The organism is Pseudomonas sp. K8 (assembly GCF_014889455.1).
Taxonomy (GTDB): domain Bacteria; phylum Pseudomonadota; class Gammaproteobacteria; order Pseudomonadales; family Pseudomonadaceae; genus Aquipseudomonas; species Aquipseudomonas veronii.
On sequence record NZ_VJWO01000035.1, the window covers coordinates 22,386 to 48,753 of the forward strand.

Here is a 26,368-nt window from a genome sequence, read left to right on the forward strand (position 1 = left end):
CTCACGCTGACGATGTTTTGCGTAGTCATTGGTGCACTCCCGAAGCAACGGCAACTTGCCAGGGTGGAGGTGCGTGCGGGACGATAGTACTTTCAAACGCGGCCAACTCTTTTTCGCGATATTTTGTAGCGTTACGCTTGAGTTGGATTAGCCTATCCACTTCCATTTTTTGAATAACTTTAAAGTCGCTACATGCTGCTAAAAAGCCCCCGATCAACGCTCCACACCGAGCAATCTCCTCTCTTGTAGTGGCGCTTCTCAGGTCTACCAACATTATGATTAGAAAGTACAAATCGCGGGTCGTTGGCCTGATAATATTTTTTTTGCGGACGCGATTGTTCCACTGTTCGGCCAGCAAAGGTTTGCAGTCCTCCTTCATGCTGTAGCGGATGTTGGTGGAGGCTCTGCATCGTTCGTGCTTGCATTCAATCCAATGGCCGCCGTCACCATCGTTTGCGAATTGAGCACTACTTCCGCAAAAGGGGCAGCGCAATAATGGAGCGATTTTCTGAGTATTCATTGATGCACCTCTCCTATTACATCCGAAACGATTGATGAGCGCGCGACGGCAGGAGCTTCTGCTCTGCGGGTTGTGCTCCGTCGGATTGGATCTCACACACGAATCTGTGTCGTTTCCGGTTGGGCGCAGTCAGCGCCTTGGTCAGACCTGGCACCACGTCGATGCATTGCTCGTAGGCGTGAGGTCCCTTCCAGCTATCAGCCTTCACCACCTGGCAGTCTGTACGGGTTGCGTCCACGCACAGGTACAGCAGTAGGAAAACGGTCATATTCCAACCTCCTGCTGGGCCACACTCAGCGCAATCGCCACCGGCTGCACCCAAACCGAAATGTTGCTGAGCATGAACGTCTCTCCCTCCTCGGAAAGCAGCAGCGTCATGCCGAACACGTCCGCCATTGCCCGTGCCGCCGCGCGCGGTACTGCGTTGCCAATCCGCTCCCGATGCTGGCCGTCGTTGATACCGTCCAGCCGGAAGACTCCCGCCTGTTCAATCTTCCGAACGCGCTGCATTCGCTCGATCTCATGGGCGGTCTGTGGATCTGCTGACCAGTGATCTTCTGGGTCAAACAGTGATTGCAGTGCGGCCAACTCCAGCGTGGTGAACGGCCGGTGCCAGGTCCCGTCGAGGCTGGTGATCATGCAGGTCAGCCGATCGTTGTGCGCCGGCATGCGCTGATCGGCAACTGACCAGCGGCCGTTATCGTGGCAAGCACTGGCGGATACGGCGCCGGCCGGTGCGCTGTATTCGACCACGCCGTAATGCCCGCCAGTCAGGTAAGCATCGCCCTTGTTGCGCGACATTCCTGGGCGAGGATCTGCGATCGATAACGCGCCGCTGGCGACCTGTTGCGAGCCAGTCACGGTCTTGGCGCTCTCGCACCAGGGCGTGATCCGCAGCTTTTGCGTGCTGGCATTCGGGTGCCATTGTTTGTAAGCGGGATCTGCCACGGCGAAAGCGCCTTGCCCGGTGGTACTGCCGGCGATGACGGTGCCGGCCGGCTTGCTGTAGTCGGTGACCAGGTACTTGCCGAAACCCTTGGACGGTTGCCGAGGGTCGGCCACGGCCTGCCCGCCAGAGCTCGGCCCGTGTCCTGCAGTGACCGTGCCGGCGGTTTGGTCATTGCCTACCACGCGGAACACATTATTGTGGCGCTCGCCGGTCATGCGCGGGTCAGCAACGCTGAGCGTCCCTTGCCCCGGGCTGCGCTGACCGGTTACGACACCGCAGTGGCGGTCATAGGGCAGCACGCCGAATTGGGTATACTCGAATTTATTGGTGGGTCGCGGATCTGCCACGGAAAACTTGCCGTTCATTGGGCGGCTCGCACCTGCAACCACCCCGGCTGTATCGTCCCAATCGACAACCCCGAGTACGCCGTTGTGGTAGTCAGGCACGATCACGAAGTCGCGCAGGTGCCCGTCCTCGATCGCAAAGCGACTCAGGCTGCGCCAATCCTTCCCTGCCTCGACCAAGGCCAGGCGTACCCATGTTTTCCACTGCAGCGCCGGCACGCGGTGCATCGGCCCAGCCTGATCGATATCGCCTGCCAGGGGCATGCGGCTCAGCACGTCACCGACGGCACGCAGGCTGCGTTTCTCTGGTTCGTACAGGAACGCCGGCACCTTCTCGACGTGCCTGGCCACCAGCAAGAAGCGCTTACGGCTCTGAGCCAATCCGCCAATTTCGCCACAGTCGTGGGTGGTTTCAGCCACCGCGTAGCCGTAGTGCCTTAGTAGCTTGGTGATCTGATCCAGCAAGTACCGGCCACGAGTGGCCAAGCGCGGTACGTTTTCGAACACGATCAGCGACACCGGGTTGTGCTTCCAGGCTTCGCACATCAGCCATACGCAACGCAACGTCAGCTCATTGAGCGCCCGGTATTTGGGCGTCTGGCTCATGGTCTCGGACAAAAGGCCCGAGGCACCCTTGCAGGGACTGCTGATGAACACTGCATCCGGATCTTCGTTTCCGGCAGCGCGGCGCAGATCCTCGGCGGTGGCTTCCTTCCAGCCGGCGGGAGGCTGCTGGCCGTGGTACGCCGTGAATTGCTCGCGTGTGAACAGGTCCATCAGCGTGCCAGGTACGCCGGTCATCATTTGGAAATCGCGTAACCCGGCGGGGTCGACGTCGACGCCGCCGAGGCAGCGCCATTCAGCTTGCACAGGTCCCAGGACCGGTTTGGAGTCGCTGAAACCAGCAGCGCCGCTGCCGAGGCCGCAGCAAAGATGGAAGTGGGTGAGGGTGCGCTTAAGCATGGGAGGTCTCCCGCGCGGCAAAGCAGCAATTCCCCGAAACATGCATATGCCCCACGACAGGCTGCGCGGGCGGGCGTCCCGAAGCGGTAAGCGTTGCATCACTGACCGCTGCCCCGCGCAGCTTTTCGTGGGGTATACGTGCCTCGGCAGTGGCGCTGGAAGGAGCAAGAATGCCTGCTGCTGCGCAGCAGAGACTGTTTGTTTCTGACGTGTCGACACCACTGGTGTTGCGGAGCAAAGCGGGCAGGGCGCTGGTGTTTTCCTGTTGGTTCTTCATGCCGCTTTCCTCCGATGTTCGACAGCGAGTTGGTCCATCAGGCGCTGGTGGTAGGTGAGTCGGGCTTCTGCGGCAGGCCATGGACGGATGATTTCGGCCATAGGTTGTATGCCGACCAAACAATCCCAGATAGCCGGATCGGTTGGCATGAGGTCGCGGCGTTCGGTGGCCAGCGCAATCAAGTCGGCCAGGTGAACGCATGCAGGAAGTTCTGCAGCAATGTCGAAGCGCTGGCACACGCGTTGCCATACCCAGTCTTCAAAGTCCTGGTATGCATGTATCCACTGCTTAAGTGGCTTGGTCATGTCGCCCAGGTACGCCTCTGGCGCGTCGTGGAGCAAGGCGGCGAGCTTGTGTTCTTCCGGCACCAGCTCGGCGACAATGCAGCTGTGTTGCGCCACGCTGTAGAATTCGCGGGTGTGCCCGTTGAAGCGGCAGAGGTGTGCCAGTGAGTGGGAGATGTCCCGGGGATCGATCATATCGGCGTCAGGCTCGAACAGATCAAAACGTTTGCCGGTGTGGGTGAGGATCCAGTTCATGCGGCCTCCTTCACGAGATCGGCCAGCAACAGGGCGTTGTCAGCTGCCTTATGCAATTCGCGGAGTGCGTCGTAACCGATCAGCGCTTTCAACTGCCGGTCGAACTCTTTGTTATGGCGAGTCATTACGCTCAGTTCCTTCATAGCCTTGGTGTACTGCTGTTGCAGTGTTCCAGCGGCCTGGGGCGTCAGACGCAGCATTGGGATTGGGCGGCTCATGCCGGATCCTCCTGGTGAAAAGAATCCAGCTCGTCGGCCATGCTCAATGCGTGGTCACGCAAAACGAGTGCTTGGGTGGCGTGGCTTTCGGATTGCAATGCGCGGAATGTATCGGCGGCGAGTTTGAGTTTTCCCGCGATGGCCGTCAGAATCTGACGGTCCTGGGGTTCCCTGATCAAAATCAGTTCCAGGCGTTCGCATCGGCGCGTGGCCTTTTCAAGAGCGGTAGCACTCGACGACTCGCCCTCCTCAATGCCCTCGATGTAGCCATTCGTGTGGCCATCGTCATAACCGTCAGCCCAGCCATCCTTCAAGCCGCCCCGATACCCGACCCAATACAAAATGGCGAGTGCGATTACGAAGGTGACCAGTGCGAAAACTTCAAAAAATGTCATGTGGTGTGCTCCTGTGGTGTCACTTAAGCTGGTGGTGGCAGCAGTATTGAAACGGGTTTATTCGTGATCAGGATCTGGTGGATCGGCCAGGCCACACATCAGCTTGGCTTGGTACGGCATGTAGCCTTCCTCGCGCAGATCGTCGTATAGGCGGTAGTCGGCGGCGAGATAGTTGCAGTGCCCGCAAAGTCGGTCGGGTGTTCTGTCCGCCGATAACTGTGCCCGGCACTGCCGGCAATAGTCTTGAAGTGACATGTCAGTTTTCCTCCGAATCGCTATGAGGTCTCGGCATGGCCTGGTCCGCCTGGTAAGCACGAATATCGATCAGCGCCGCGACATGCCTGATGTGTGCATAACGCAGAGCTTTACCGCTGAGATCCAAGGTGGTCACCGGCAACTGAATACGTCCGCTGTTGATTGCCTCGGTAAACGTCTTCTCGTTGATGTTTTTGAAGTAGTGCGCGTGTACCTTTTCCATGGGAATAAGCACATCGCCGAAGATGTGGTGCAGCATCTCGATGGTGGACGGATCTGGTGCGGGCAGCAGCCGGATTGGTTGCTGGCCGACGTTGGCGGTCATTTGGCCTCCAGGCTGGAGAGGTCATAGGCGTCGGCCCCCAGCTTGCAAAGGTCATAGGCGTTGTCTCGGAGAGCGCGCAGCACTTCCTCTGGGGAATTGCCGTACCCCGAAAGAATGGTCTTGCCGCTGTCAAACCCATGAGGGTTGTGGATGTAGACTGCAATTTTTGGGACTGCGCGATTAGACAGGCGGAACTCCGTGGTAACGGTGCTATTTGGATTCAGGGACACAACGTCCAACTGGTTTGCGAGTAGCAGTACAGCTGCATGCAGTTCTGGCAGGCTGGACAGCGTTGATGGGGGCGCATCAGCCGTTACCCCGGCCGCACTGCATACCAGGTGAGCGAAACCTTGGATCTGCTCAGCGGTTCGCTCGACGGCCTTTGTAGAAAGCAACTGGTTCAGCGCTTGATCAATCAGTTTGTGGTCCATGGCTTCTCTTCCTCTTAGGATGATTCCAGGCAATAAGGCAGTGTTTTTTCGTCAGATCGCGCAGGTGTTCCGGTACTTCGAGGAGCGCTGCATTGCGCTCCTCGCGTGTGCGCATGGCAACGATCTGGCGGGCATACTCGCGCGGCCATGCTTCTGGCTGTCTCATTACGCGACTTCTCGCGGGTCAGGCACGGCGGGTGGGGCTGGGCGCTCAATACCGATCTGCCTGGCCAGCCAGGAAATGCCAATGTCCGTCACGCGCGTGGTGCGCTTGTATTGCATGCCATACTTCTCGTGAAACCAGCGACTCTCACGGGTGACCAAAAAGTCTTTGGTAGTGGCAGGGTTGGTTGGCAGGTTGTGTTGATCCAGCAAGCCTTTGTCGCGCATGCGTTTCATCAGCTCGCGGTGACCCAAACCTAGGCGTTCGGCTACGCGTTTGAGGGATAAGCTCACGGCGGCACCTCATGCGGCGGCTGCGAGGCTATTGCGGTAGCCCTGCAGGAATTGATTGAGGTTTTCAGCCAACATTGCGTAGGCGCGCTGGTTGTCGGCGGGCAGGGTGAGTAGGCAGCCGGCGTCGTCGTCGATTTCGAGCTTGGCGATATAGCCGCCGCGTGGGTTGCGCTGGATCTGGAGCGAGGGCTCCAGTTCGTCAGCGATCAGATGGTAAATGCCGCGCCCACGTCGGATAGCCAGACGTAGGGTGGCCTCTATATCGCTGACAGCTTCATGTTCATCTACGTCGGGTACTCCGGTAGGGCTGCGGCCGTTGGCGATACCTTCGATAAAGCTCGCAACGCGTGTGGCGTTGTTTTTGCGGTGCTTATCGAGGGTGACTGACGTATTGAGCGTCCCGCAGATGCGCACCATCACCGTGATGCCGGCGGTGCACTGTTCGATCTCGACCTGAGCCGCTACGGATTGGCAGCCATCACACGAATGCAGGGTGTGATTGAACGTGCCGCTAAGGTTTACCTGAGCCTGGAGTCGAATGTAGGCGGCGTTGAGAGATAGTCTGCTCATGCTGCACGTCCTCCATCGTCAGGATCGAAGGGGGCAGGCTGCTGGCTTTTTGCGGCGAGCTTGGGTTTTTTGTTGTGAAGGATGACTATGCAGCCGGTGCTGGCTTGCAGCCGCTCAATCAGTTTTGGGTTGCTCGCGCACGCTGGGTGCACGTGTACGGTTGCTGTGGTGTGCATGGTGTTGCCTCACTCTGTGGTGGGAGAGTGAAGCGAATATCACACATTGAATTTTATCAATCAACACGATTTGTTATTTTTGAGATATTTTTTTTGCATTTGAGGTCAGCTCGATGTTTGAAGGTGGTGCGCTTTCGAGAGCAACCTATTGAATCCATTGTTTTTTAGCTATGTGTGGGGCGCTGCCGTATGTGAAGGGTTTTGCGAGCTTCATTCCAGGTGAGATACCCGGAGACATAATCAAATGGTTTGCTGAATTTTTGGAAGGGGCCACAAGAGGAACACAATTGCCCACCTCCTGCGGCTGAAAGGGGGTGGGTAGGTGATACCTAACTGTTTTGAAGGTGCTGGGGAATGGCTACCAATGCTACAAGGCGCCACCATGCCAAACGATGCGTCCGATTATCCTCAAGTGACCTATCTCGCTGTCGGTCGCGGGTTGGTCGGGATACTGCCTCTTATCCTCGTTGTCACTGCGTATGATCCAGCCACCAGTCAGACTTTGCACTAATCGCTTAATGATCAGTTCTCCGTCGGGCTTTAACATCGCAAAGATGCGCCGGTCTCTAGGCGTTACCTGGACGTCATCGATTAGAACCACGTCCTCGTCGCATATGGTCGGCTCCATGCTGTGACCTTTTGCGTAGATCACATGGAGGTTGCGCTCTTTTAAGGCCATACGTTGGAGCCAGTCACGCCTGAAGACCAAGCCGCCTTTAACTTCTACGTGGTCGTTTAAGTGGCCGCTGCCTGCAGACCCGTGGGCGGTGTACTGCGGGATCAATGCGTACTCATCGATCCTTGGAGAAACACCTACAGCCGAGCCATCTTCACCTTCGATGATGTGCATCAAAGGCTTATTTAGAGCTTCTGAAAGCGTGCGTAAATCGGCGAGGCTGGGCTCACGTTTATCCTTTTCATAGTTGGCGATTCGCCCCTGGCCATTTTGCCAGTCGCACGCGGCGGCTAAGCTTTTCTGGGTGTATTGAGCTTCGTTTCTATAGCGCGCAAGGCGCTGACCTAAAGTTTCCATATAGTAAAAATATCACGAATCGTTAAGAGAATTTAAAACTTAACGTATTGCAAAAATAACGTACCGTTGTTAATGTCTCTCGCAGTTCAACGCGGGGAATGGTCAATGAACAGAATTTCCACCCTACGAAGCGGTAAAGGGATCAAGCAAACGGCATTGGCTGAGGCTTTGGGGTGGTCTCAGAGCCGCCTGAGCAATTACGAGTCTGAGACACGCCTTCCTGGCTTAAGTGAGTGCCGTGCGATCACCAACGCACTCAATAAAATGGGTGTGGTGTGTGATCTGGATGATGTTTTTCCTCCAGATTTAGATTTATCTAAAGTGGCTTAGAAAAAAGGCGACCTAAAGGCCGCCCAGTTCCTCCCGGCACACACCACCACAGTGCTGTCGGGGCGCGATAAAAGTAGGCGGGCACACCACATGCTAAACCGCCTCCTTTTACCGCGCTGCCAAGGTACGGATACCTTGGGTTGCTGCCTCCTCCACCACAGATCAGGCAGCTGTTGCGCCAGGGGTGAGCGACGGATCGTTCGCCTCGGCACGGTGCCGGTTTTGATCTTGCGGATCTGACCGGCGTTTGGGCCCTTTCAAGCCACGCGGCAAATGTATCACCACTACATGCTGCGCGGCACTGGCAACTTGCAAGGATTAATGCCATGAGCCGAATTGCTTTGAATTCCCTTGATCGAGCGCGGCGGGAAGTCCTGCCCCTCGACTTGGCGCTTTACCACGCTGCCCGCGACTACCCCGGTGGCGCCGCCGCCATCGCTGTCACCACCGGCCGCAATCCCACCACCCTCCAACACAAACTTTCCCCAACCCACCCCAGCCATTCTGTAAATATTTACGAATTCAGCGAGATCCTTGAACTGACGAAGGACCGGCGCATTCTTGATGCGGTTCATGGCCTTGTCGGCGACACCATTTGGCAGGAACTGGCTGAGGCCTATACCAACGACATGCCAGAAACACTGACTACTGGCCTCGCTACTTACTTTAGACAGGTAGCGGACCTGGCCGACACGTGGGCAAGGAGCATCGGCGACGGCGTTGTCAGCGACAGCGAATTAGCTGAGATCCACCTGCAGGTGTTCTGTGGCATTCGCGGGCTTTTGGGGCTTTTCAATCGAGCCAGTTATGTCAACCAGGCAACACGGGGGCAGAGCGATGGCAAATCTTGCTGATCTGGCCAACGACCTGGTCGAGGAACGAATGGAGCGCGCACTGGCGACTAGAGATGCGTTGAGGGCTGAAATGGTCTGCCACTCTTTCCTGTACTGCGAAACGTGTGATGCCCCGATTCCATTAGCTCGACGAATTGCCCTGGAGGGTTGCACACAGTGCGTCAGTTGCCAAAATTACGATGAGGTTAGGAGGGCGCACAATGCTTGATGAGGTTCTTGGACAATTCGCTGATTACGGTCTGGAGCCAGAGCAACCACTGACTTTCGGCAAACTCACTCGCTGCAAGACTTCCCAGGACAAGGGTAAGGAAAAGAATGGTTGGTACGTGGCGCATGAGTACCACACCGAAAAGGGTGAAACGCTTATTTTCGGGAGTTTTGGTGACTGGCGCTCAGGTGAGACTCAGAAGATCAGGGTCAAGCCCGGGCGCATGTCTGTCGAAGAGCGCGAAGTTATGCGTGCACGGCAAGAAGATGCCAAACGCCGTGCTGCCGAGGTTGCGGCTAACGCGGCGCGTCGAGCGGCCAATCGTGCGTCGGGTTTGTTCAAACGTATGCCTGATAAGGGTAAAAGCGCTTATCTAGATCGAAAACACATTATTGGATTCAGAGTTCGTTATGCGTCGCGCACTGGGGCGGTGTTGGTCCCGATGTGCAATGTTCAGGACGATATTGTTGGGCTCCAGGTTATTTTCCCTTCCAAGCAGGAGGACACCGGACGCGACAAGATGTATTGGCCTGCAGGTATGTCTAAGGCGGGAGCCTTTCACTTAATCGGTGGGCATCCCGAACCGGGAGAGCCGTTGTTAATCTGCGAGGGGTATGCCACTGGCGCCAGCCTGCACATGGCAACCTCGATGGCAGTGGCGATAGCTTTTGACGCGGGCAATCTGCTCTCAGTAGCTAAGTCTATGCGTGCACGCTTTCCTGGGTGTCCACTGATTATCTGCCGCGATGACGATTGGAAAACCAAACGCCCAAATGGGACACCCTGGAACCCTGGTGAGGAAAAGGCCAACAACGCGGCTTTAGTTGTCGGTGGGCAGGTGGTTGCGCCGATTTTTTCCGGCGAACGTGAACTCAAGTGGACCGACTTCAACGATCTGCATGTTGCGGAAGGTCTTGAGGCCGTGCGCCGTCAGGTACTCGCCGTCGTAAAACCGCCTGCGGCAGGCGGCTGGAAGGACAGGTTGGCTCGCAGTGAGAGCGGGGCATTGATTGCGCACATGCAAAATGTGGAACTGATCCTCGGCAATGATGAGCGCTGGGCCGGGGTCATCGGTTTCTGCATGTTTAGTTCGAAGATCATCAAAATGCGTGCCGCGCCGTACGGCGGCGGTGTTGGCGAGTGGGCAGATATTGATGACGTGCGAGTAATGAAGTGGCTCGCCCAGCAGTACAACTTTAGGGTCAAGATGTCTCATGTCATGGAAGCAGTGAGTGTGGTTGCACACGATCATGCTTTTCACCCCGTGCGTGATTACTTGGGAAAGCTTGAATGGGACCGCGTGCCTCGGCTCGACAGTTGGTTAACTGACGTGCTGGGCGTCGCGCCAAGCGACTACAGTTCTAAGGTCGGTAGGCGCTGGCTGATTTCGGCGGTGGGACGAGTGATGTCTCCGGGCTGCAAGGCTGATTCTGTGATAATCCTCGAAGGTGCCCAAGGCGCTGGTAAGTCGACGGCGCTAGGCATTCTTGGCGGTCCGTGGTTCATGGATACGCCATTTGCGTTGGGCGATAAAGACGCCTTTCAGACCATTCGAGGTAAGTGGATCGTAGAACTCGGCGAGTTGGATAGCTTCAATAAGGCCGAGTCCACAAAGGCTAAACAATTCTTCTCAGCCTCAAATGATACCTATCGCGAAAGCTACGGCCGCAGATCTGTAGATGTGCCACGCCAGTGTGTTTTTGCGGGAACCACCAACCAGAGTGAGTACCTCAAGGACGCTACAGGTAACCGGCGTTACTGGCCGGTCGCTTGTACCAAAGTTGACCTAGACCTGATGCGTCAGATCCGCGATCAGCTTTGGGCCGAGGCCATGTTTTGCTACGAAGCCGGTGACATCTGGTGGGTTATTCGGGATGAAGCGCCGCTGTTCGCGGAGGAGCAGGAAGAGCGCTTTGTGGTGGATGAATGGGAGGGGCCGATTCTGACCTGGCTGGAGGAGTCACAGATTGGCGAGACGGCCACGGGCGCCGAGATTTTAAGCCAAGCGCTAAAGCTGGATTTCGGGCACTGGAACAAACCGGATCAAATTCGTGTGGGTGCGATTATGCAACGCTTGGGTTGGCTGCGTGTGCGCTTGCCGGCGCTAAGGAAAAGTGGGCGTCGGCCATGGGCTTACAAAAAGCCTGAAGGGTGGGGTAGCACGTCAGCCTTAGCGCAGGTTGGGGATGAGGAGCCTTGTTTCGATGATTAAGCGAATTGATGAAATGCTCAAGATCTGGGCGCAGGATCTGCATCAACTTTCTACTTTTACCGACAGTGGCTCTACCGGCGGCAACATAATCGCAATATTGATGGCATGTAAGGGCGAGTTGATACGTGGAACGCGGGGCAGTCGGGTGCTGCTGGATGAATCGGCGGATATTGAGCTGATCGTTAACAAACACTTGTCACCGGAGCTGGCGTTGGTGGTGGTGGAGCACTACTGCAACTTCGATAGTCTTCTCTCACAGAAGATGTTGCATTGTGGTTGTAGCGCGCCGACCTATTACCGCCGACTTCATGACGCCCATGTATGCATTGCCGGTTTGTTACTGGGGAAGGCAGCATGACTTCGATTTGCTCTGTCCTATTGGCCCGTTCGGTCCCATGCGTTTTTACCTCTAATGGACAGCTACAGGCCACGCGGTTAGCGGGTTGTCCCATAGTCCCATACAAATCACTACTCCCTTTGCATGTGTGCGTAGCGCGTCTGTACGTGCGCGTGCTTCGCGCACGCGTTTTATTCTTTTCTTTCTATAGGCGAGAAAAGGATAAAAAGAATGGGACTATGGGACGAGCCTTTAATTTAGGCTTTCTCAGCTGTCCCAAAGCGTTCAAAGTCTATGGGACATACGGGACACAGAACCAAAAGCGATAGCCGAATTAATGCGTTATCCCTGCGTTGTACCTGCTTCATACCTGCGTTGTACCCATATTGAACTGTGGCGTTAAAAACCTCTTGCTGCCATGATAATCCACCTGTAAAAAGTACCCATCTTCGATAGGTGCGACTGCAAAGAGCGGTACACACCACCACACAAAACCCGGCCCTCGCGCCGGGTTTTCGCGTTTATGAGGCCGGGAAATGACCAACGAACAGCAAGCGCTGGCAGAAATGCCGATCTGGTTAGTGATCGTCCTGGCCCTTGTGGGCGGTGTGTCGGGCGAGATGTGGCGAGCGGACAAGGAAGGGACGCGTGGCTGGGCATTGATCCGCCGATTGGCCCTTCGGTCCGGTGCCTGCGTGGTGTGCGGAGTATCGGCCATCATGCTGCTGTATGCGGCAGGCATGTCGATCTGGACCTCTGGCGCACTGGGATGCCTCACCGCCATGGCAGGCGCAGACGTAGCGATCGGGCTGTACGAGCGCTGGGCGGCCAAGCGCCTGGGGCTGCGTGAAGCACAAGCCAACGGTGAAGCTGGACCATAACCATCCAGAGGCAATGACCATGATGCGACTTGAGATGCGTGACAACATCGACAAGATCGTCAGGGAGATGCGTGGGCTTAGCAAGTCGAAGGTGCCGATAGCCGCTGCCAAAGCGCTGACCTTCACCGCCGAACGCGTTCAGGCAGCTGAGAAGGCCGAGCTTGAGCGAGTCTTCGATAGGCCCACACGGTGGACGCTCAACTCGGTCTTCAAGCGCAGTGCCACGACCAGCCGCCTGTTTGCCCGTGTATGGATCAAGGACGAAGCCAGCTCAGGCGTGCCCGCGTCCAAGTACCTGCCGGTGCACATTGACGGTGGCAACCGGCCACACAAGCGATTTGAGAAAGCGCTGATCCACTACGGCTTGATGCCAGCGGGCATGTACGCCGTCCCTGGTCGGCGCGCTAGGATGGATGGCAACGGCAACATCAGTCGCGGCCAGATCGTACAGATCCTGTCCGCACTCGGAGCAGCTGAGCGGGTGTCGGGCTTCATGGCCAACCGCACTCAACGCAGCCGGCGCCGTAACCGCAACGCACCGGACTATTTCGTGGGTCGACCTGGCAACGGCACCGGCCCTTTGGGTATCTGGCAGCGGATCGGCAACGGGGCACGGCCCATCCTGATTTTCGTCAAGCGCCCGACGTATCGGCGGCGCTTTGACTTCTACGGGGTAGCCAATCGCGTAGCGGAGGCCGAGTTCGAGCCGCTGTTCCGACGTGCCCTGGCACGGGAGATGGAGCGAGGCTAACCTCTTGTCGGCTTGTGCATTTCTCCTCAAAAAATGGCGATTTTTCAATGATTTGTCGGGGTTTTGGCTTGACAGGTCGACCTGCGACCCAAAATCAATGGGTCCTTCCAGGCAGCGGGGCCATCGGGGTAATTCGAACCCCGACTTTTTTGCAGATTCAACCCGACATGGGGGGTTCCGCTTCCCTCCCAGCAACAGGACCAGACCATGCCAACCCAACATGAAATCGCCGAGCACCTGGACATGAGCGAGCGAAATGCCCGCGATGTGCTCAAGGGCCTGACTCTGGATTGGCAAACGGCAAGCATGGACGAGATCCGAACAGCCTACATCCGCGATTTACGCGCGAAAGCCGCTGGGCGCGGGGGCAGCCAACTTGAGGAACTCAATAGAGCGCGGATCGATGACCTGCAGCAGAAGTCAGCCAACGGGCGGTTGGTGTATTACGAAAAACTGCGCTCATTGATTCCCTCCGGCGAGGCAGAGCGTGCGCTGTCTGACTGGGCCAGTTTCGCAAACCGGGAATACCTGGGCGGCCTTGAACGCATCATTCAGGAAATCGAGAACGTGCAGAAACTCACGGTTGATCGAACAGTGGTGGCCAAAGTTGCTGGACCTACGACCGAGCGAATTGCAGGCTACGCGCGAAAACTTGGCGCGGAGCTTGTCGGCAGCAGCGGGGAAATTCAACCCGCCGCGTGACATCCCGACCGCGCACTACCTGAGCACCGAGTTTTACCTGCCGGCTGAAAGCGGCGTGCTGCACGGCCTCTACGATTTCCAGTACACGCCTTACTTCCTCGGCGTTGCCGCTGCCCTGGATGATCCCCGGGTGAGCGAGGTCGACCTGATGAAAGCGGCGCAGATCGGCTGGACATGGTTCTTGATCGGCTACCTGTTCAAGTTCATCCATAACCTGCCGCGCCCGATCATGATCCTGTTCGCCAAGGAAAAGGACGGCAAAAACTTTCATGATGAAAAGCTCAAGTTCGGTGTGACGGCGAACACTGAGGTGGCCAAGCTGATGCCGGTCGACGTCAGCCGCACCTCGGGCAACCGTTGGGACCATAAGACCTTCCCGGGCGGATTCCTCAAACTGGTGGCGTCGAACTCTCCCGGCAACGTTAAGTCCACGTCGTCGGTGGGCTTGTCGGTGGTGGAGGAACCGGACGACACCAGCGACGATGTGAAGGGGCAGGGTGATGCGATCGCCCTGCTGGAGGAACGCGGCAAGCGCTACCCCGGCTCCAAGATGCTGGTGGGCGGCACGCCCGCGATCAAGGGCGCGAGCAAGACCGAAGCGCGCTTGGCGCAGACCGATTGCCGGGTGTTGCCGATCATCTGCCACGCGTGCGGCCAGTCGCATGTGTTGGACTTTGCCCATATCAAGTGGCTCGACATTGAAGAGGACGCCCAGCCACACGAGATCTATGGCCGTGCGGATCCAGAGACCGCCGGCTACGGTTGCCCGCACTGTGGCGAGATTTGGGACGACTACCAGCGCAAAGAGAACATCCGCAACACGGTGTTCAACGCGATTGACGAGGGCGACCCTTATTGCGGCTGGGTGCCAACCAAGCCATTTGCCGGTCGTGCCGGATTCATTGAGCTGAACGAACTGTACGCGTGCCTGCCCGGTACCAGCCTGGCCGACATCGTGCGGGAGAAACTCAACGCCGAACACCAGGCGTCGATTGGCAATCTGTCGTTGCTGATCAAGTTCGTGAACCAGAAACAGGGCCGTGCCTATGAGTACAAATCCGACCTGCCTGAGGCCGATAAACTGGCTGAGCGAGCGGAGGACTACCCGGAAATGTTTGTGCCCCTGGGGGGCCTGGTGATCACCGCTGGTGTCGACGTGCAGCACGATCGCCTGGCGGTGGTGATGCGGGCCTGGGGCCGAGGCGAGGAATCCTGGCTGATCTACTGGGGCGAGATCTACGGCGAGGTTGTGCTGCCTGACCAGGGCGTCTGGCTTGATCTGGAAAAGATGCTGTTTGCGCCGATTCCACACGCCTGCGGCGCCAAGCTGAGGGTGCTGGCTACTTCGCTGGATACCTCGGACGGCACCATCACCCAGGACGCGGCGTATGCGTTCTGCCGTAAGCATCAGCGCAACGGCGTGATGGCGATCAAGGGCGCGAGCGAACGTGGCAACACCCGCGACGATGAACGCCGGGAAATCTTCAGCGCGCCTCGGCAAGGCGTCGACACTGACAAAGAGCAAAAGGCCTCGAAGTACGGTCTGCGCCCTTACATTGTCGGCACGTCGCGGGCCAAGGATCTGTGGATTGAGGGCCGTCTGCCATTGACCGGTGACGGCCCTGGTCGGATGCACTTTTACAAAACGGTGCGCCCGGATTATTTCCGGCAGATCACCGCCGAAGTGAAGGCGCCCAGCCGGCGACACCACTATCGCAAGGTCTGGCAGAAAAAGGCCGGCCAACCCAACGAAGGTACCGACTGCGAGACGTACGCGTTGCACGCGGCCCGCTCTCTGAAAACGCACTTGATGCGGGAGCAAGACTGGGCAGGGCTTGATGCGCAGATCCGTCAGGGTGCCTTATTTGACCCACCCGAGCAGGATCAATCTGAGGCAGAACCCGCTCCCGAAACGGACGGGATCAGTCCGGCCCCCGAACCACCCGTCGAACCACCCAATCTCCCGCCCTCTGGCGGGAGAGTTGTTTCTGGGCGCCGTAGTGCAATGCGCGTGCTCTCTCAACGCAGGAATTAATTCATGGCTATCACCCTGGAACAAGCGCAGGGCCAACTGCAAGCCTGGCTCGATGCGAGCATGAAGGTCAGCCAAAAGCAGAGCTATCGCATCGGCACCCGGCAACTGGAATACGCCGACCTTGCCGAAATCACCAAGACGATCGACTACTGGCAACAGCAAGTTGATCGCCTGGAGAGCGGTCGCACTCGGGGGATCGTCCTGCGTGGGATTACGCCGCGATGAGCCGCGCACCGAAAGTGCCAGAGCCGACGCTACTGGATAAAGCCATCACCTGGCTCAGCCCCGAGCGCGGCGCCAAGCGCATGCACGCCCGGTTAACCATGACCGCCTTGGGTGGTTACAGCGGCGCGTCGAAGTCCAAGCGCACGTTGAGCGCCTGGACCCCGACGGCAGGTAGTGCGGCGGCAGATCTGCTGCCCGACTTGCCCACGCTTCGCGAACGCTGCCGAGATCTAGAACGCAACAACCCCATCGGCGGCGGTGCGATCAATACGGTGACGACGAAGACGGTCGGCACCGGCCTGGCGCTTAAGTCGGTGATCAATCGCTCGATTTTGGGCTGGGACGAAGACCAGGCCAGGGAGTGGCAGCGCAATACGGAATCGCTGTTCAAGTCCTGGGCGGAAACCACCAGCTGCGACATCACCCGCGAGCAGAATTTCTACGGCCTGCAGGATCTGGCCTGGCGGTCTGTGCTGAGCAGCGGTGATGTTTTTACGTTGCTGACTCACAAAGAACAACCGGGTCAGCATTACTCGGCGTGCATCCAGCTGATTGAGGCCGACCGGGTGTGTAACCCTAGCAACAAGGCCGACACGGAAGCCCTCACCGCTGGCATTGAGCGTGACGCCGATGGTGCACCGATCAAGGCTCATATTTTGCGCAGCCACCCGGGGGCGCTAGGCGTCAAAGAGCGCGTCTGGGATGACCGCCCGTTCTTCAATGAGCGCGGCGGGCGGGTGTTGCTGCATGTGTACCGGCGTCGTCGGGTGGGCCAGCCACGCGGTGTGCCGTACTTGGCGCCGGTGATCGAGAAGCTCAAGCAGTTGGACCGTTACACCGATGCCGAGCTGGAAGCGGCGGTGGTGTCTGCGTTCTTCGCCGTGTTCATCAAGCCAGGGCAGAGCGGCAATCTGAGCCCTCTGGCATCGGCCGTTACCGGCAACACCCCTGTCGGTGGTGATAAACCCGCCGGGCGGGACCAGGGCGGTTGGGACGGCTCACTCAGTGGCGGCATTGTCGCCGAGCTGGACGACGGTGCCTCGATCGATACCGCATCACCTGGTCGCCCGAACATGGCATTCGATCCGTTCGTGCTCGCCATGCTCCGGCAGATCGGCATGGCCCTGGAGCTGCCTTATGAGGTGCTGATCAAGCACTTTACCGCCAGTTACACCGCCGCGCGTGCTGCGGTGATGGAGGCTTGGCAATTCGTTCGCGGTTGCCGAGATTTTTTGGGCCAGCATTTCTGCCAGCCCGTGTACGAGCATTGGCTTGAAGAGGCCGTGGCACAGGGAGACATCGAGGCTCCCGGGTTTTTCGACCACCCGTTGCTGCGTTATGCGTACAGCGGGTCGCTATGGGTGGGGGATGGTCCTGGCACCGTTGATCCGCTCAAAGACATCAATGCCGCCGAAAAGCGCATCGATATTGGCGTCAGCACCCTCGCCAAGGAATCCATGCTTTACGACGGCAGCGACTGGGAAGAGAACCACGAACAGCGTGCGCTTGAAGTGAAGCGTAGGCGCGATGACGGCCTATCCGTGTCACCAACGGCTCGCCCCGAGGATGAGCCACCGGCCAATCCTGATCTTCCTGAACGGACCTAACTATGAGCGACAAACCAACCGATGCACCTCCCGTGCACCGGGTGACGGCGTTCGACCTGGTATCACGTGAGCCCTGGGCCATCACCCCGGACATGCTGCAGACCATCACCGCCATCGCCCGCCGGGAGCATGAAGGCCCAGAGGCCTTGGAGGCTAGGCAGGGCAAACCCTTGCAGAACAGCCGCGCGGTGACCCAGCGCGGCAATGTGGCGTTGCTGCCCGTTACCGGCCCGGTGTTCCGCTACGCCAACTTGTTTACGGCACTGTCCGGTGCGACGTCGCTGGATGTGCTGGCCAAGGAGTTCACCACCGCCGTCGACGATCCGCGCACCGACACCATCATCCTGGTGATGGACACCCCCGGTGGTATTGCCAGCGGCATCGCTGAATTCGGACAGATGATCCGTGCCTCGCCTAAGCGGGTGGTTGCGTATGTATCCGGCAACGCGGCCAGCGCTGGCTACTGGATAGCTGCAGCAGCCCATGAAATCGTCATGAGCCGCACCGGCGCAGTGGGCTCCATCGGCACGGTGCTGACGGTGCGCAAAAGCGACGACGACGGCAGTTTCGAGATCGTCAGCAGCCAGAGCCCGAAAAAGCGGCCTGACTTCGGTACCGAGTCAGGCCGCGCGGTGGCGCAGGCGCATGTGGACCGATTGACCGACATCTTTGTCGAGGATGTCGCCAACTATCGCGGCTTCACTGTTGAAACCGTTCTGGCCGATTTCGGCCAGGGCGATATGCGCATTGGCGCCGATGCCGTGGCATTGGGCATGGCCGACCGTGAATCCACCCTTGAACAACTCATCGCTGAGTTCAACAGCAGTCCTTCTGGAGAAAGACCTATGTCCACCGCCACCAACAGTAACGCACCTGCGCCGACTGCAGACAAACCCGTCATCAACCGCGAATACCTTGCCGCGAATCATGCCGAGCTGCTGGCCAGCCTGGAACATGACGCGCATGCCGCTGGTGCAGCTGCCGGCGCCCGCGCCGAGTGCGAACGCATCCAGGCGGTGGAAGCCGCCGCGCTGCCCGGGCACGAAGAGCTGATTGCCACACTCAAGTTCGACGGCAAAACCAGCGGTGCCGAAGCGGCGACCCAGGTTATCGGCGCCGAAAAAACCAAACGCGCCGGTGCTCTGGCCGACATTCGTGCCCAGGCGCCTGCGCCGGTGCCCAACGCGCTGACGCCACCGGCAGCCCCTGAGGCTGTGAAGGAGGATCCAGAGGCGCCGCTGGAGGAACGTGCCAAGGCGACTTGGGACAGCGACAAGGAGCTACGCGCCGAGTTTGGCACCTTCGAGGCCTATCACGGCTACCGCAAGGCCACCGAGCGGGGTCTGGTCAAGGTCCTGAAAAAGTAGGTACCGGGTAATTCCGCACCATCTTTAAGCAACTAAATTTCTTGGCTTTGGAGAATCCTATGCCTCTCACTCTCGATACCCCCCGCGCATACGAGATCGGGGACATCAACGATTTGTCGGTCGCGGCCGGTGTGCAGATTTTCGAAGGCTCGGCGGTTGGCATTGTCGCGGCCAACGGCCTTGCACGACCTCTGGCGGCAGGGGATCTGTTCGTGGGCTTCGCCGATCGCGGCGTCGACAATCGAATCGGTGCCGCTGCTGCAGCGCGTGTGCGTCTTCGCGAAGCCGGCAAAATTGAACTGCCCGTTACTGGGCTGGCGATCACCGACATCGGTAAGCCGGTGTATGCCAGCGACAGCGGCACGTTTTTGCTCACCGCCGCCGGTAACAGTCTGATCGGGCATGTTCACCGTTTCGTGCGTACCGGCGTCGGCATCGTCAAGTTCACCGCCCAGGCTGTCCCTGTCGCGGCGTAACGCATCACTCAATCCGTTCTTTTTTTCTGACCGTATCCTTCTTCAGGAGAATCACCCATGGGTGCTGAAGTACTTTCCAGCCGTGCCATCATCGGCATGTTTTACGAACTGCTCGAGCAGAATGTGGGGTCGAACTGGATCGACGCCGTGTCCAACCTGTTCGACTCCGACCAGGCCAAAGAAACCTATCCATGGATCGGCATGGTGCCGACCTTGCGTGAATGGATTGGTGGTCGCCACGCCAAGGGCTTTATCAGCGCTGATCTCGAAATCGAAAATCTGCATTTTGAGGCCACCCTCGAAGTGCTGGTCACCGAGCTGCGCCGCGATAAAACCGGACAATTGCGCATCCGCCTGGGCGAGCTGGCCGACCGCACCAACGCGCACTGGGCGCGACTGCTGTCGGTGCTGCTGCTCAACGGTGAAAGCCAGACCTGCTATGACGGCCAGTACTTCTTCGATACCGACCACGAAGAAGGCCAGAGCGGCGTGCAGTCCAACAAGATCACCACCGACATCTCTGAACTGCCAGCAACACTTCACGGGACGCCCAGTCGGCCGAGCGTTGAGGAGTTTCAGCAGGCAGTTGCCCGGTCGGTCACCCAGTTGACCAGCTTCAAGGATGACCAGGGCGAACCCATCAACGAACTGGCACGCGAGTTTCTGGTGATGGTGCCGTTCAACCTGCTGAGCGTTGCGCAGACGGCGCTCAGCGTGCCGCGCGGCACCAACATCAGCGAGATCGTCATGCCGGACAACGTGGTTGTCCGCGTGGTGGGTAACGTGCGCCTCAACGCCTGGGTCGACAAGTTCGTGACCTTCCGCACGGACGGTCGATTGAAAGCGTTCATCCGTCAGCAAGAGACCGACGTGGCCATGAAGGCCAAGGCCGAAGGCTCGGAGTTCGAGTTCGACAACGATGCCCATCAATACGGTGTCGACACCTGGCGCAATGTGGGTTTTGGGCGCTGGCAGTACGCCGTTCTTAACCAACTGGTGGCGTAAGCCTTTCGGCCTGACACCTCACTGAGGGCATTGATATGCCGAAATACCGCGTGGAACAGACGCTCACCCTTTATGGGGGTGAACTGATCCTGAATGCGGCCCAGGCCAGTGCGCGTGCGCACAACCTGGAGCCGGTCGCAAACAAGAAGGGCCGCTACACCATTGTGTCGCCCGTGCAGTTCAAAGCCGGGGAAGTGATTGTGATCCCTGGTGAGCCGGACAAGGCGTTGGGGCAGCGGTTGACGAAACTGGACAAGGTCGCAGGAGAGCGTAATGCCGAATAAATCCTACACGGTGCTATCTGGCTCCTTTCGCGGGCCAGATGACAAACTGACCGGGGCAGGGGGCGTGACAGAGTTGCCTGACGACGTGGCCGAGCGTTTTCGTCACCAGTTGGAAGTGTTGGTGGCCGAGCCGCCACCGGCACCTCCCGCTGCGGGCGAGGGCGGACGCAAGCCCGTCAAGGTGAGCCCTGATGCTTGACGAAGATCTCAGGGGCTTCCTTGAGGACTTCGACGTCGGCGGGATGGTTGATGGTCAGCCGTTTCTGGCCGCGCGGGATATGCCGGACGAGATCCACGGTATGGGTGGCACCAACAGCCAGTCCACCGGCTACGAGATCCTGATCATCACCGCCGAGGCCGAGCGCCTGGGCATCGACAACCCAAAACTGATCACCGTCGGCGGCGTGATTTTTCGCGTTCGTGACCGTCGGATGATCGATGACGGGGCCTTTAGCCTGGCCTCCCTCACCAAGGTTTAACCCTTATGCCCTCGATTCAAGAACGCATCGTCGCAAAGGCGCAGGCGCTGATTCTGGCCGCCGGTACGTTGGCGGCAGACCGCGTATATCGCAGTCGTACTGAGGCAATCAGACGGGATATGACGCCGGCGATCGTGCTGCGCCCTGATCTTGAAACGTGTGAGCGCGAAAGCGTTGCAGTGGATCGCAACCAGTTCGAGCTGACGGTGGAAATCATCGCCCGGGAGGACACCGACACAGGTGCTGCCTGGGACCAGGTGGCCGACTTGGTCAAGGTTGCCGTGCATGCGGTCCTGATGGCAGAGGACGCCTTTGAAGAGGCGGATCGGGTGCAGCGCTTTTATATCGACTGGATCGAAGACGAGGGCGACAACACCGCCGGCAACTGCATGGTGCGCTACCGCTTCACCTACCTGTGCAACACCGGCGACCTGACGGCCGGACCTACTTTTTACTGAGGAACACATTATGCAAATCGCATTCGGCAGCGGATTGTTTTACGCCACTCCGCTGATGGACGCCTATGGCAATGCCATTTCCGCGCCGACCCCCATCCTGCTGGGCATCATGCAAGAAGCCTCGGTGGATCTGTCGTTTGATTCCAAGGAGTTGTTCGGCAGCGAGCAGTTTGCCGTCGATGCGGCACGGGGCCAGGGCAAGCTGACGGGCAAGGCCAAGTCCGCACAGATCAGCCTGCTGCAGTGGAATCAGCTGGTGTTCGGGCAGACCCTGACCACCGGCCAGGTGTTAGTTCATCACTCCACGGAGCCCACAGCGGTGCCGGCAGGGGCCACCATCACCGTCGAGCCTCCGGCTGGCGGGACGCTCTCGGGTGATCTTGGGGTACGGGGCGCCGGCGCGATCCCTTACGTACGGGTACTGAGCGCGCCGACAGTAGGGCAGTACACTTTTGATGCCGCCACGGGGGAATATGCATTTGCTGCTGCAGACGTTGCCAAGTCGGTGTTCATTGATTACCGCTACACCGTTACGACGGGTAAAAGCCTGTCGGTGAAAAACCTACCCATGGGTGACATGCCGGTATTCCAGGGCGAATTGGTCCTGAAATACAAGGGCAAGACTGTTTACGTGCGCGTGCCGAACTTTGTCAGCAACAAGTTGGGTATCGCCACCAAACAGGATGACTACACCATCCCGGACTTTGAATTCACCGGCTACGCGGATGAGTTCGGAGAGGTGTGCTATTGGAGTGCCAACGAATGACGGTCGTGAATGTCCCCGGCGTTTCGTTCCCGTTTCCTGGGAAAACGCTCGTCATCCCACCCCTTGCGCTGGGGGATCTGGAGCAACTGCTGGAGCGGATCAACGCGGTGATGGCCGGCAACATGGACCGTGACAGTATCGCAACGGTGATCGATGCCACTCACGCGGCATTGCGTCGTAACTACCCCGACATTGAGCGCGCAGAAGTGGCAGCCCTTCTGGATCTTCGCAACATGCGTGATGCGCTGGATGCTGTTATGAGTGCCTCGGGCTTGGAGGTCACAGAGCCAGCACCGGGGGAAGGCCAGGCCCCTTCGACTGGGGCCAACTCTACGCTCACCTGATCGCCAGTACCGGCCAAAGCCCGGTCACGCTTCGGCGTGATTGGGACATGGTCATGGTGGGCCATATGACCGATTACTGGCGTACCCATCCACCGGTTCATGTCCTAGTCGCGGGTTATATGGGTTACAAGGCGCCTCAGGACGTCACTGATGCCCCCGATCTGGCGCGCGACCTGGCAGCGATGGCCGCAGATCTACGGGACGCTTTGCCAGAGCATTTGCGCAGTGGTTTAGATGCATTTGTCGGTGCACCTTCGACAATATAATCACCTATGCTGATGTTAGATTTTGTCCATATCTATAGGTCGTCGCTATGCGATAAATCCTAATCACAACTGAGGAGGACTTATATGCGATATGCGATGTTTTTTGCTATTACGGGAGTTTTGTTGTCAGGTTGCGCTGCTGTACCAGACGCCAAAACGGAGCAATTAAAGCAGGAGTATATGAGCACCATTCCCGTCTGCATCTCCGATAAAGACTGTGAGTTGAAGTGGAGTGCGGCACGCCGCTGGGTGCTGAGTAATGCAGGCTATAAAATTCAGAGTATCACCAGCGATTACATCGAGACATTTAATCCGCCAGAAGCATCTTCCTTGCTTGGTGCTCGGATTATTAAAGAACCTAAAGGTGACGGGACCTATCGTATTACTGCGGAGCTTTGGTGCAGCAATTGGATAGGGTGTCATCCACCAGTTTGGGAAGCCGCTGTAGATTTCAATCGAACAGTGAATGCCGCAAGGCTAAATTAGTTATTCAAAAACACATAAACCCGCTTATGCGGGGTTTTTGTTATTTGAAGTTTGAGGTTTCGGCATGGATAGAAATATCGCGTACCAGTTCACGGCCGGAACTCAGGGTTTCGACCGTGCCGTTGAAAGCATTGAGCGCAACATGCGTGACGCCCGGACGACATTTAGTCGCGAGCTGAGAGCGATCAACACCGAGATGGTCGGTAGTCAAACCCGGCTCGCTCGTTTTGGTCCGGCAGTGAATGAGGCGTTCTCCGGCGTCAGCACCATCATGCGCTCGGGCCTCGGCGGTGTGGCGGCTGGCATTGCGGGTGTGTTTGGTCTGGGCGCTTTCAAGCTTGGCCAGATCGTTAGCGATAGCAAGGACGCGGCGATCCAACAGGAAGCTGCTTACCGTGGCCTGGAAGCGGTGGCCAATCATGCCGGCGTCGGTATCGGCCGTGCCATGGATGAGGCCAACAAGCTCGCGTCCGATGGCTTGCTCAGCGTCGGTGACGCGGCCAAAGCCCTGCAAAACCTGCTCAGTCGTGGCTACAACGTCGACCAGGCAGTGGCGGTGATCAATCGCTTAAAAGACGCTGCAGCATTCAACCGGCAAGCCAATCTCAGCATGTCGGAAGCTGTGGTGTCGGCCACCGAGGGCTTGAAAAACGAAAACTCGGTGTTGGTGGACAATGCCGGCGTCACCAAAAACGTTGCCAAAATGTGGGACGAGTATGCCAAGAGCATCGGCACCAGTCGTGACAAATTGTCGGACTCGCAAAAGATCACGGCCGAATACAACGGCATCATGAAAGAGACCGAGGCCCAGGTCGGTAATGCTGCCAAGGCGGCCGATGGGTTGACCGGCAGCCAGGCCGAGCTCGACTCCAAAAGCAACCAGCTGCAGGTCACCATCGGCACCATCCTTGAACCGGTCTTTATCAGCCTGAATAAGCGGCTGTCGGAGACTGCCAGTTGGTTTAACAACCTGCTGAAAGGCATGACCGGCGTAGGCCTTACCGTGGATGAGGTAGCGGCTAACGTTGCGCGCTACGAAGCGATGTTAGGGACCGTCATTGCCGGTCCGCGCGGTGGGGGTGGCAAGGCCCAGTTGGAAGCCACGCTGGTCGAAGAGCGCCTGCTGCTGGAAAACATGCAGTTGGTGTCCAACAAGCTGGAAGAAGTCGACGCGGGTATGCGCTCCCGTTCCGCTCGCATCGAAGATCAGCGGCGCAAAGTGGCGGAGATGGCCGCAACCGGCAATACAGCCCTGACCAAAGCACCACAGCAGGGTAGGACAAGTCCGACCGCTTACGGCGTTGAAGTCGCCCGGTTGACCAAGCTGGAGCAGGCTTACGCGGCAGCGGTCGAGCATCGGAAAAAAGTGGTTGAGTCCACGACGCCCCCCAAAAAAGCGGATGACCCGGTGAGCGCGCCGGCGAAGACCAAGTCACGGGTCAGTGAGTGGGCAGAAGTATTGGACGCGCAGAAGGTTGCTCACGCCCAGCAGCAGGCCGAGCAGGGGACCTTCCTGCAGTTCTCCCAGCAGCAGGAAATGCAGTACTGGCAGGGCATCCTCAAACGCACGGATTTGAGTGCGGCCGAACGCTTGAGCGTTCAGCGCAATTACCTGGCGTCATTGAATGCCTTGCGCCGGCAGGACGAGGGCCAAGCCTTTGCCGATCTGCAGGCTCAGGCGCAGCAGTACCGCAACAATATGGACGCGCGCCTGCAGATCGCTCAGCAAACCTTGGAGCGCAGCCGGCAACTTTATGGTCAGGACAGTCAGGAATACCGCAAGGCTGCGGCTGAGGTGGTTGCTGTCGAGCGCGAAAAGCAGCAGCAAATCACCAACATGAAACAGCAGCAGCTGGCTGCCGATCAGCAGGCGCGGCTTACCGATGTTGCCCATGCCGAACAGATGGCCCAGCTGGATCTGCAAGCCAACCTGATCACCCAAGGCCAGCTGCTGCAAGCCCAGGCTGAGTTTGAAAAGCAACGGTATGCGATCGAAGCTCAGGCATTGGCCGAGCGTAAAGCGCTGCTGGAGCAGGATCCTGACCGCAACCCGGTCGCCCTGCAGCAGGTCCAGCAGCAGATCCTGGCGCTTGAGCAAACCCACCGCAACAGCATGGCTGTGATTGGCAGGCAGCAAACCTTCGAGTCGCAAAGCAACTGGACGGGCATGGTCGACAGTCTACGTACCAGTTGGTCTAGCGGGCTTACTGGAATCATCAGCGGCACCATGAGCACTCAGGGCCTGTTGCGCGGGATCTTCACCAGCATCGGGACCGCGTTCGTTGAGAACATGGTCACCAAGCCGTTGATGGCCTGGATGTTCGGTGAGACGGCTAAAACCGGTGCGACGGTGGTGGGTGTTGGCGTTCGAACGGCTGCAGAGGCAGGCGGTGCTGCCATGTCCGTAGCGATCTGGGGCGCAGCCACGATCAAAAACATCATTGCCAGTGCCTGGCAGGCCATGGCCGGTGCCTTTGCAGCCATGTCCGCCATTCCAATTATTGGTCCGATCCTCGGCGCTGCTGCTGCGGTTGCTGCAGGCGCATTCGTATTTGGCCTGGTGAAAAACGTTGCTTCGGCCGAGGGCGGCTATGACATCCCTGCCGGCACCAACCCCATGACACAACTCCACGAGCAAGAGATGGTGCTGCCCAAGCAATACGCCAACGTCATTCGCCAGGCAGCCAGCGGGGAAGGGCAGTTGGGCGGCTCTGGCAACAGCTATCACTACCACGACAGCAGCGGCCGGATGTCACCTGCTGATATTCGGCGTGGTGCCCGGGTGCTGGCCGAGGAAATGCAAAAAATGCGGCGCAACGGCGCCATCAAAACTTAGGGGGGTGA

Annotated in this window: 36 protein-coding genes; 23 read left to right on the forward strand and 13 right to left on the reverse strand. The window is 58.3% G+C overall.

Annotation, left to right across the window (positions count from 1 at the left end):
- Window positions 1-25 precede the first annotated feature (25 nt).
- The 13 genes from INT12_RS21365 to INT12_RS21425 all read right to left on the reverse strand — a co-directional run bounded on the left by INT12_RS21365 (window position 26) and on the right by INT12_RS21425 (window position 7,451).
- Window positions 26-520: a Lar family restriction alleviation protein gene (locus INT12_RS21365; protein WP_193040935.1), complete on the reverse strand. Its 495-nt coding sequence runs from the start codon at window positions 518-520 to the stop codon at window positions 26-28.
- A 16-nt stretch (window positions 521-536) separates the two neighbouring features.
- Window positions 537-788 carry a hypothetical protein gene (locus INT12_RS21370; protein WP_193059003.1) on the reverse strand — a complete coding sequence of 84 codons (252 nt, stop codon included), beginning with the start codon at window positions 786-788 and terminating at the stop codon, window positions 537-539.
- Window positions 785-2,776 (reverse strand): DNA cytosine methyltransferase, encoded by a 1,992-nt coding sequence (locus INT12_RS21375; protein WP_193040936.1) that lies wholly within the window; start codon window positions 2,774-2,776, stop codon window positions 785-787. The genes INT12_RS21370 and INT12_RS21375 overlap by 4 nt, the downstream gene beginning before the upstream one ends.
- Window positions 2,769-3,053: a hypothetical protein gene (locus tag INT12_RS21380; protein WP_193040937.1), complete on the reverse strand. Its 285-nt coding sequence runs from the start codon at window positions 3,051-3,053 to the stop codon at window positions 2,769-2,771. The genes INT12_RS21375 and INT12_RS21380 overlap by 8 nt, the downstream gene beginning before the upstream one ends.
- A complete protein-coding gene (locus tag INT12_RS21385; protein ID WP_193040938.1) occupies window positions 3,050-3,592 on the reverse strand; it encodes a phosphohydrolase in 543 nt (180 codons plus the stop codon). The genes INT12_RS21380 and INT12_RS21385 overlap by 4 nt, the downstream gene beginning before the upstream one ends.
- The gene (locus tag INT12_RS21390; protein WP_193040939.1) at window positions 3,589-3,810 is read right to left on the reverse strand and encodes a hypothetical protein; all 222 of its coding nucleotides are present in this window, start codon (window positions 3,808-3,810) and stop codon (window positions 3,589-3,591) included. The genes INT12_RS21385 and INT12_RS21390 overlap by 4 nt, the downstream gene beginning before the upstream one ends.
- The gene (locus INT12_RS21395) at window positions 3,807-4,205 is read right to left on the reverse strand and encodes a hypothetical protein (protein WP_193040940.1); all 399 of its coding nucleotides are present in this window, start codon (window positions 4,203-4,205) and stop codon (window positions 3,807-3,809) included. Before INT12_RS21395 ends, INT12_RS21390 begins: the two co-directional genes overlap by 4 nt.
- Before the next feature lie 57 nt (window positions 4,206-4,262).
- Window positions 4,263-4,460 (reverse strand): hypothetical protein, encoded by a 198-nt coding sequence (locus INT12_RS21400; RefSeq protein ID WP_193040941.1) that lies wholly within the window; start codon window positions 4,458-4,460, stop codon window positions 4,263-4,265.
- Window position 4,461: 1 nt separating this feature from the next.
- The gene (locus INT12_RS21405; RefSeq protein ID WP_193040942.1) at window positions 4,462-4,785 is read right to left on the reverse strand and encodes a pyocin activator PrtN family protein; all 324 of its coding nucleotides are present in this window, start codon (window positions 4,783-4,785) and stop codon (window positions 4,462-4,464) included.
- Entirely contained in the window at window positions 4,782-5,216 is a 435-nt protein-coding gene (locus INT12_RS21410) for a hypothetical protein (protein ID WP_193040943.1), read from the reverse strand. The genes INT12_RS21405 and INT12_RS21410 overlap by 4 nt, the downstream gene beginning before the upstream one ends.
- A 165-nt stretch (window positions 5,217-5,381) precedes the next feature.
- Entirely contained in the window at window positions 5,382-5,672 is a 291-nt protein-coding gene (locus tag INT12_RS21415) for a phage antirepressor KilAC domain-containing protein (protein WP_193040944.1), read from the reverse strand.
- 9 nt (window positions 5,673-5,681) lie between these two features.
- Window positions 5,682-6,242, reverse strand: coding sequence for a hypothetical protein (locus tag INT12_RS21420; RefSeq protein ID WP_193040945.1), 561 nt, complete (start codon window positions 6,240-6,242; stop codon window positions 5,682-5,684).
- A 543-nt stretch (window positions 6,243-6,785) separates the two neighbouring features.
- The gene (locus INT12_RS21425; RefSeq protein ID WP_193059004.1) at window positions 6,786-7,451 is read right to left on the reverse strand and encodes an XRE family transcriptional regulator; all 666 of its coding nucleotides are present in this window, start codon (window positions 7,449-7,451) and stop codon (window positions 6,786-6,788) included.
- Between the two features lie 105 nt (window positions 7,452-7,556).
- Here INT12_RS21425 and INT12_RS21430 point away from each other — a divergent pair, with 105 nt between their 5' ends.
- From INT12_RS21430 to INT12_RS21540, 23 genes are all read left to right on the forward strand, one after another.
- Window positions 7,557-7,781: a helix-turn-helix transcriptional regulator gene (locus tag INT12_RS21430; RefSeq protein ID WP_154905387.1), complete on the forward strand. Its 225-nt coding sequence runs from the start codon at window positions 7,557-7,559 to the stop codon at window positions 7,779-7,781.
- Window positions 7,782-8,107: 326 nt separating this feature from the next.
- On the forward strand, window positions 8,108-8,635 hold the full coding sequence (locus INT12_RS21435; protein WP_167361132.1) for a phage regulatory CII family protein: 528 nt from the start codon (window positions 8,108-8,110) through the stop codon (window positions 8,633-8,635).
- A 28-nt stretch (window positions 8,636-8,663) separates the two neighbouring features.
- Window positions 8,664-8,843: a TraR/DksA C4-type zinc finger protein gene (locus INT12_RS21440; RefSeq protein WP_319018067.1), complete on the forward strand. Its 180-nt coding sequence runs from the start codon at window positions 8,664-8,666 to the stop codon at window positions 8,841-8,843.
- Window positions 8,836-11,055, forward strand: coding sequence for a VapE domain-containing protein (locus INT12_RS21445; protein WP_193040057.1), 2,220 nt, complete (start codon window positions 8,836-8,838; stop codon window positions 11,053-11,055). The genes INT12_RS21440 and INT12_RS21445 overlap by 8 nt, the downstream gene beginning before the upstream one ends.
- The gene (locus INT12_RS21450) at window positions 11,048-11,413 is read left to right on the forward strand and encodes a hypothetical protein (protein WP_193040056.1); all 366 of its coding nucleotides are present in this window, start codon (window positions 11,048-11,050) and stop codon (window positions 11,411-11,413) included. The genes INT12_RS21445 and INT12_RS21450 overlap by 8 nt, the downstream gene beginning before the upstream one ends.
- 515 nt (window positions 11,414-11,928) lie before the next feature.
- Window positions 11,929-12,273, forward strand: a complete 345-nt coding sequence (locus tag INT12_RS21455) for a phage holin family protein (RefSeq protein ID WP_065927355.1) — start codon at window positions 11,929-11,931, stop codon at window positions 12,271-12,273.
- A gap of 34 nt (window positions 12,274-12,307) precedes the next feature.
- Complete coding sequence (locus INT12_RS21460; protein ID WP_193040055.1) at window positions 12,308-13,024, forward strand: hypothetical protein; 717 nt, start codon at window positions 12,308-12,310, stop codon at window positions 13,022-13,024.
- Between the two features lie 207 nt (window positions 13,025-13,231).
- On the forward strand, window positions 13,232-13,726 hold the full coding sequence (locus INT12_RS21465) for a hypothetical protein (protein WP_092484766.1): 495 nt from the start codon (window positions 13,232-13,234) through the stop codon (window positions 13,724-13,726).
- Window positions 13,689-15,761: a phage terminase large subunit family protein gene (locus tag INT12_RS21470; RefSeq protein ID WP_226926272.1), complete on the forward strand. Its 2,073-nt coding sequence runs from the start codon at window positions 13,689-13,691 to the stop codon at window positions 15,759-15,761. The genes INT12_RS21465 and INT12_RS21470 overlap by 38 nt, the downstream gene beginning before the upstream one ends.
- A 3-nt stretch (window positions 15,762-15,764) precedes the next feature.
- Window positions 15,765-15,986, forward strand: a complete 222-nt coding sequence (locus INT12_RS21475; protein WP_074844112.1) for a DUF6148 family protein — start codon at window positions 15,765-15,767, stop codon at window positions 15,984-15,986.
- Window positions 15,983-17,593 carry a phage portal protein gene (locus INT12_RS21480; RefSeq protein ID WP_193040054.1) on the forward strand — a complete coding sequence of 537 codons (1,611 nt, stop codon included), beginning with the start codon at window positions 15,983-15,985 and terminating at the stop codon, window positions 17,591-17,593. The genes INT12_RS21475 and INT12_RS21480 overlap by 4 nt, the downstream gene beginning before the upstream one ends.
- 2 nt (window positions 17,594-17,595) lie before the next feature.
- Entirely contained in the window at window positions 17,596-18,960 is a 1,365-nt protein-coding gene (locus INT12_RS21485; RefSeq protein ID WP_193040053.1) for a S49 family peptidase, read from the forward strand.
- 59 nt (window positions 18,961-19,019) lie between these two features.
- Window positions 19,020-19,436, forward strand: a complete 417-nt coding sequence (locus tag INT12_RS21490; RefSeq protein WP_193059005.1) for a cytoplasmic protein — start codon at window positions 19,020-19,022, stop codon at window positions 19,434-19,436.
- Between the two features lie 57 nt (window positions 19,437-19,493).
- Entirely contained in the window at window positions 19,494-20,441 is a 948-nt protein-coding gene (locus tag INT12_RS21495) for a Mu-like prophage major head subunit gpT family protein (protein ID WP_065927361.1), read from the forward strand.
- 35 nt (window positions 20,442-20,476) lie between these two features.
- On the forward strand, window positions 20,477-20,725 hold the full coding sequence (locus INT12_RS21500; RefSeq protein WP_193040051.1) for a hypothetical protein: 249 nt from the start codon (window positions 20,477-20,479) through the stop codon (window positions 20,723-20,725).
- Window positions 20,715-20,924 carry a hypothetical protein gene (locus INT12_RS21505; RefSeq protein WP_193040050.1) on the forward strand — a complete coding sequence of 70 codons (210 nt, stop codon included), beginning with the start codon at window positions 20,715-20,717 and terminating at the stop codon, window positions 20,922-20,924. The genes INT12_RS21500 and INT12_RS21505 overlap by 11 nt, the downstream gene beginning before the upstream one ends.
- A complete protein-coding gene (locus INT12_RS21510) occupies window positions 20,917-21,204 on the forward strand; it encodes a hypothetical protein (protein ID WP_193040049.1) in 288 nt (95 codons plus the stop codon). The genes INT12_RS21505 and INT12_RS21510 overlap by 8 nt, the downstream gene beginning before the upstream one ends.
- A 5-nt stretch (window positions 21,205-21,209) precedes the next feature.
- The gene (locus INT12_RS21515; protein ID WP_193040048.1) at window positions 21,210-21,662 is read left to right on the forward strand and encodes a hypothetical protein; all 453 of its coding nucleotides are present in this window, start codon (window positions 21,210-21,212) and stop codon (window positions 21,660-21,662) included.
- A 10-nt stretch (window positions 21,663-21,672) separates the two neighbouring features.
- Window positions 21,673-22,428: a hypothetical protein gene (locus tag INT12_RS21520; protein ID WP_193040047.1), complete on the forward strand. Its 756-nt coding sequence runs from the start codon at window positions 21,673-21,675 to the stop codon at window positions 22,426-22,428.
- Window positions 22,425-22,772: a hypothetical protein gene (locus tag INT12_RS21525; protein ID WP_205895937.1), complete on the forward strand. Its 348-nt coding sequence runs from the start codon at window positions 22,425-22,427 to the stop codon at window positions 22,770-22,772. Before INT12_RS21520 ends, INT12_RS21525 begins: the two co-directional genes overlap by 4 nt.
- A 65-nt stretch (window positions 22,773-22,837) precedes the next feature.
- Entirely contained in the window at window positions 22,838-23,038 is a 201-nt protein-coding gene (locus INT12_RS21530; RefSeq protein WP_193059006.1) for a hypothetical protein, read from the forward strand.
- 84 nt (window positions 23,039-23,122) lie between these two features.
- Window positions 23,123-23,524: a hypothetical protein gene (locus tag INT12_RS21535; protein WP_193040046.1), complete on the forward strand. Its 402-nt coding sequence runs from the start codon at window positions 23,123-23,125 to the stop codon at window positions 23,522-23,524.
- Window positions 23,525-23,588: 64 nt separating this feature from the next.
- The gene (locus INT12_RS21540; protein ID WP_193040045.1) at window positions 23,589-26,360 is read left to right on the forward strand and encodes a hypothetical protein; all 2,772 of its coding nucleotides are present in this window, start codon (window positions 23,589-23,591) and stop codon (window positions 26,358-26,360) included.
- Window positions 26,361-26,368 lie beyond the last annotated feature (8 nt).

Bases quoted from the DNA above. Each gene is read 5' to 3' on its own strand.
- INT12_RS21365 (WP_193040935.1), bottom strand. From the start codon at position 520: ATGAATACTCAGAAAATCGCTCCATTATTGCGCTGCCCCTTTTGCGGA.
- INT12_RS21370 (WP_193059003.1), bottom strand. From the start codon at position 788: ATGACCGTTTTCCTACTGCTGTACCTGTGCGTGGACGCAACCCGTACA.
- INT12_RS21375 (WP_193040936.1), bottom strand. From the start codon at position 2,776: ATGCTTAAGCGCACCCTCACCCACTTCCATCTTTGCTGCGGCCTCGGC.
- INT12_RS21380 (WP_193040937.1), bottom strand. From the start codon at position 3,053: ATGAAGAACCAACAGGAAAACACCAGCGCCCTGCCCGCTTTGCTCCGC.
- INT12_RS21385 (WP_193040938.1), bottom strand. From the start codon at position 3,592: ATGAACTGGATCCTCACCCACACCGGCAAACGTTTTGATCTGTTCGAG.
- INT12_RS21390 (WP_193040939.1), bottom strand. From the start codon at position 3,810: ATGAGCCGCCCAATCCCAATGCTGCGTCTGACGCCCCAGGCCGCTGGA.
- INT12_RS21395 (WP_193040940.1), bottom strand. From the start codon at position 4,205: ATGACATTTTTTGAAGTTTTCGCACTGGTCACCTTCGTAATCGCACTC.
- INT12_RS21400 (WP_193040941.1), bottom strand. From the start codon at position 4,460: ATGTCACTTCAAGACTATTGCCGGCAGTGCCGGGCACAGTTATCGGCG.
- INT12_RS21405 (WP_193040942.1), bottom strand. From the start codon at position 4,785: ATGACCGCCAACGTCGGCCAGCAACCAATCCGGCTGCTGCCCGCACCA.
- INT12_RS21410 (WP_193040943.1), bottom strand. From the start codon at position 5,216: ATGGACCACAAACTGATTGATCAAGCGCTGAACCAGTTGCTTTCTACA.
- INT12_RS21420 (WP_193040945.1), bottom strand. From the start codon at position 6,242: ATGAGCAGACTATCTCTCAACGCCGCCTACATTCGACTCCAGGCTCAG.
- INT12_RS21425 (WP_193059004.1), bottom strand. From the start codon at position 7,451: ATGGAAACTTTAGGTCAGCGCCTTGCGCGCTATAGAAACGAAGCTCAA.
- INT12_RS21430 (WP_154905387.1), top strand. From the start codon at position 7,557: ATGAACAGAATTTCCACCCTACGAAGCGGTAAAGGGATCAAGCAAACG.
- INT12_RS21435 (WP_167361132.1), top strand. From the start codon at position 8,108: ATGAGCCGAATTGCTTTGAATTCCCTTGATCGAGCGCGGCGGGAAGTC.
- INT12_RS21440 (WP_319018067.1), top strand. From the start codon at position 8,664: ATGGAGCGCGCACTGGCGACTAGAGATGCGTTGAGGGCTGAAATGGTC.
- INT12_RS21445 (WP_193040057.1), top strand. From the start codon at position 8,836: ATGCTTGATGAGGTTCTTGGACAATTCGCTGATTACGGTCTGGAGCCA.
- INT12_RS21450 (WP_193040056.1), top strand. From the start codon at position 11,048: ATGATTAAGCGAATTGATGAAATGCTCAAGATCTGGGCGCAGGATCTG.
- INT12_RS21455 (WP_065927355.1), top strand. From the start codon at position 11,929: ATGACCAACGAACAGCAAGCGCTGGCAGAAATGCCGATCTGGTTAGTG.
- INT12_RS21460 (WP_193040055.1), top strand. From the start codon at position 12,308: ATGCGTGACAACATCGACAAGATCGTCAGGGAGATGCGTGGGCTTAGC.
- INT12_RS21465 (WP_092484766.1), top strand. From the start codon at position 13,232: ATGCCAACCCAACATGAAATCGCCGAGCACCTGGACATGAGCGAGCGA.
- INT12_RS21475 (WP_074844112.1), top strand. From the start codon at position 15,765: ATGGCTATCACCCTGGAACAAGCGCAGGGCCAACTGCAAGCCTGGCTC.
- INT12_RS21480 (WP_193040054.1), top strand. From the start codon at position 15,983: ATGAGCCGCGCACCGAAAGTGCCAGAGCCGACGCTACTGGATAAAGCC.
- INT12_RS21485 (WP_193040053.1), top strand. From the start codon at position 17,596: ATGAGCGACAAACCAACCGATGCACCTCCCGTGCACCGGGTGACGGCG.
- INT12_RS21490 (WP_193059005.1), top strand. From the start codon at position 19,020: ATGCCTCTCACTCTCGATACCCCCCGCGCATACGAGATCGGGGACATC.
- INT12_RS21495 (WP_065927361.1), top strand. From the start codon at position 19,494: ATGGGTGCTGAAGTACTTTCCAGCCGTGCCATCATCGGCATGTTTTAC.
- INT12_RS21500 (WP_193040051.1), top strand. From the start codon at position 20,477: ATGCCGAAATACCGCGTGGAACAGACGCTCACCCTTTATGGGGGTGAA.
- INT12_RS21505 (WP_193040050.1), top strand. From the start codon at position 20,715: ATGCCGAATAAATCCTACACGGTGCTATCTGGCTCCTTTCGCGGGCCA.
- INT12_RS21510 (WP_193040049.1), top strand. From the start codon at position 20,917: ATGCTTGACGAAGATCTCAGGGGCTTCCTTGAGGACTTCGACGTCGGC.
- INT12_RS21515 (WP_193040048.1), top strand. From the start codon at position 21,210: ATGCCCTCGATTCAAGAACGCATCGTCGCAAAGGCGCAGGCGCTGATT.
- INT12_RS21520 (WP_193040047.1), top strand. From the start codon at position 21,673: ATGCAAATCGCATTCGGCAGCGGATTGTTTTACGCCACTCCGCTGATG.
- INT12_RS21525 (WP_205895937.1), top strand. From the start codon at position 22,425: ATGACGGTCGTGAATGTCCCCGGCGTTTCGTTCCCGTTTCCTGGGAAA.
- INT12_RS21530 (WP_193059006.1), top strand. From the start codon at position 22,838: ATGACCGATTACTGGCGTACCCATCCACCGGTTCATGTCCTAGTCGCG.
- INT12_RS21535 (WP_193040046.1), top strand. From the start codon at position 23,123: ATGCGATATGCGATGTTTTTTGCTATTACGGGAGTTTTGTTGTCAGGT.
- INT12_RS21540 (WP_193040045.1), top strand. From the start codon at position 23,589: ATGGATAGAAATATCGCGTACCAGTTCACGGCCGGAACTCAGGGTTTC.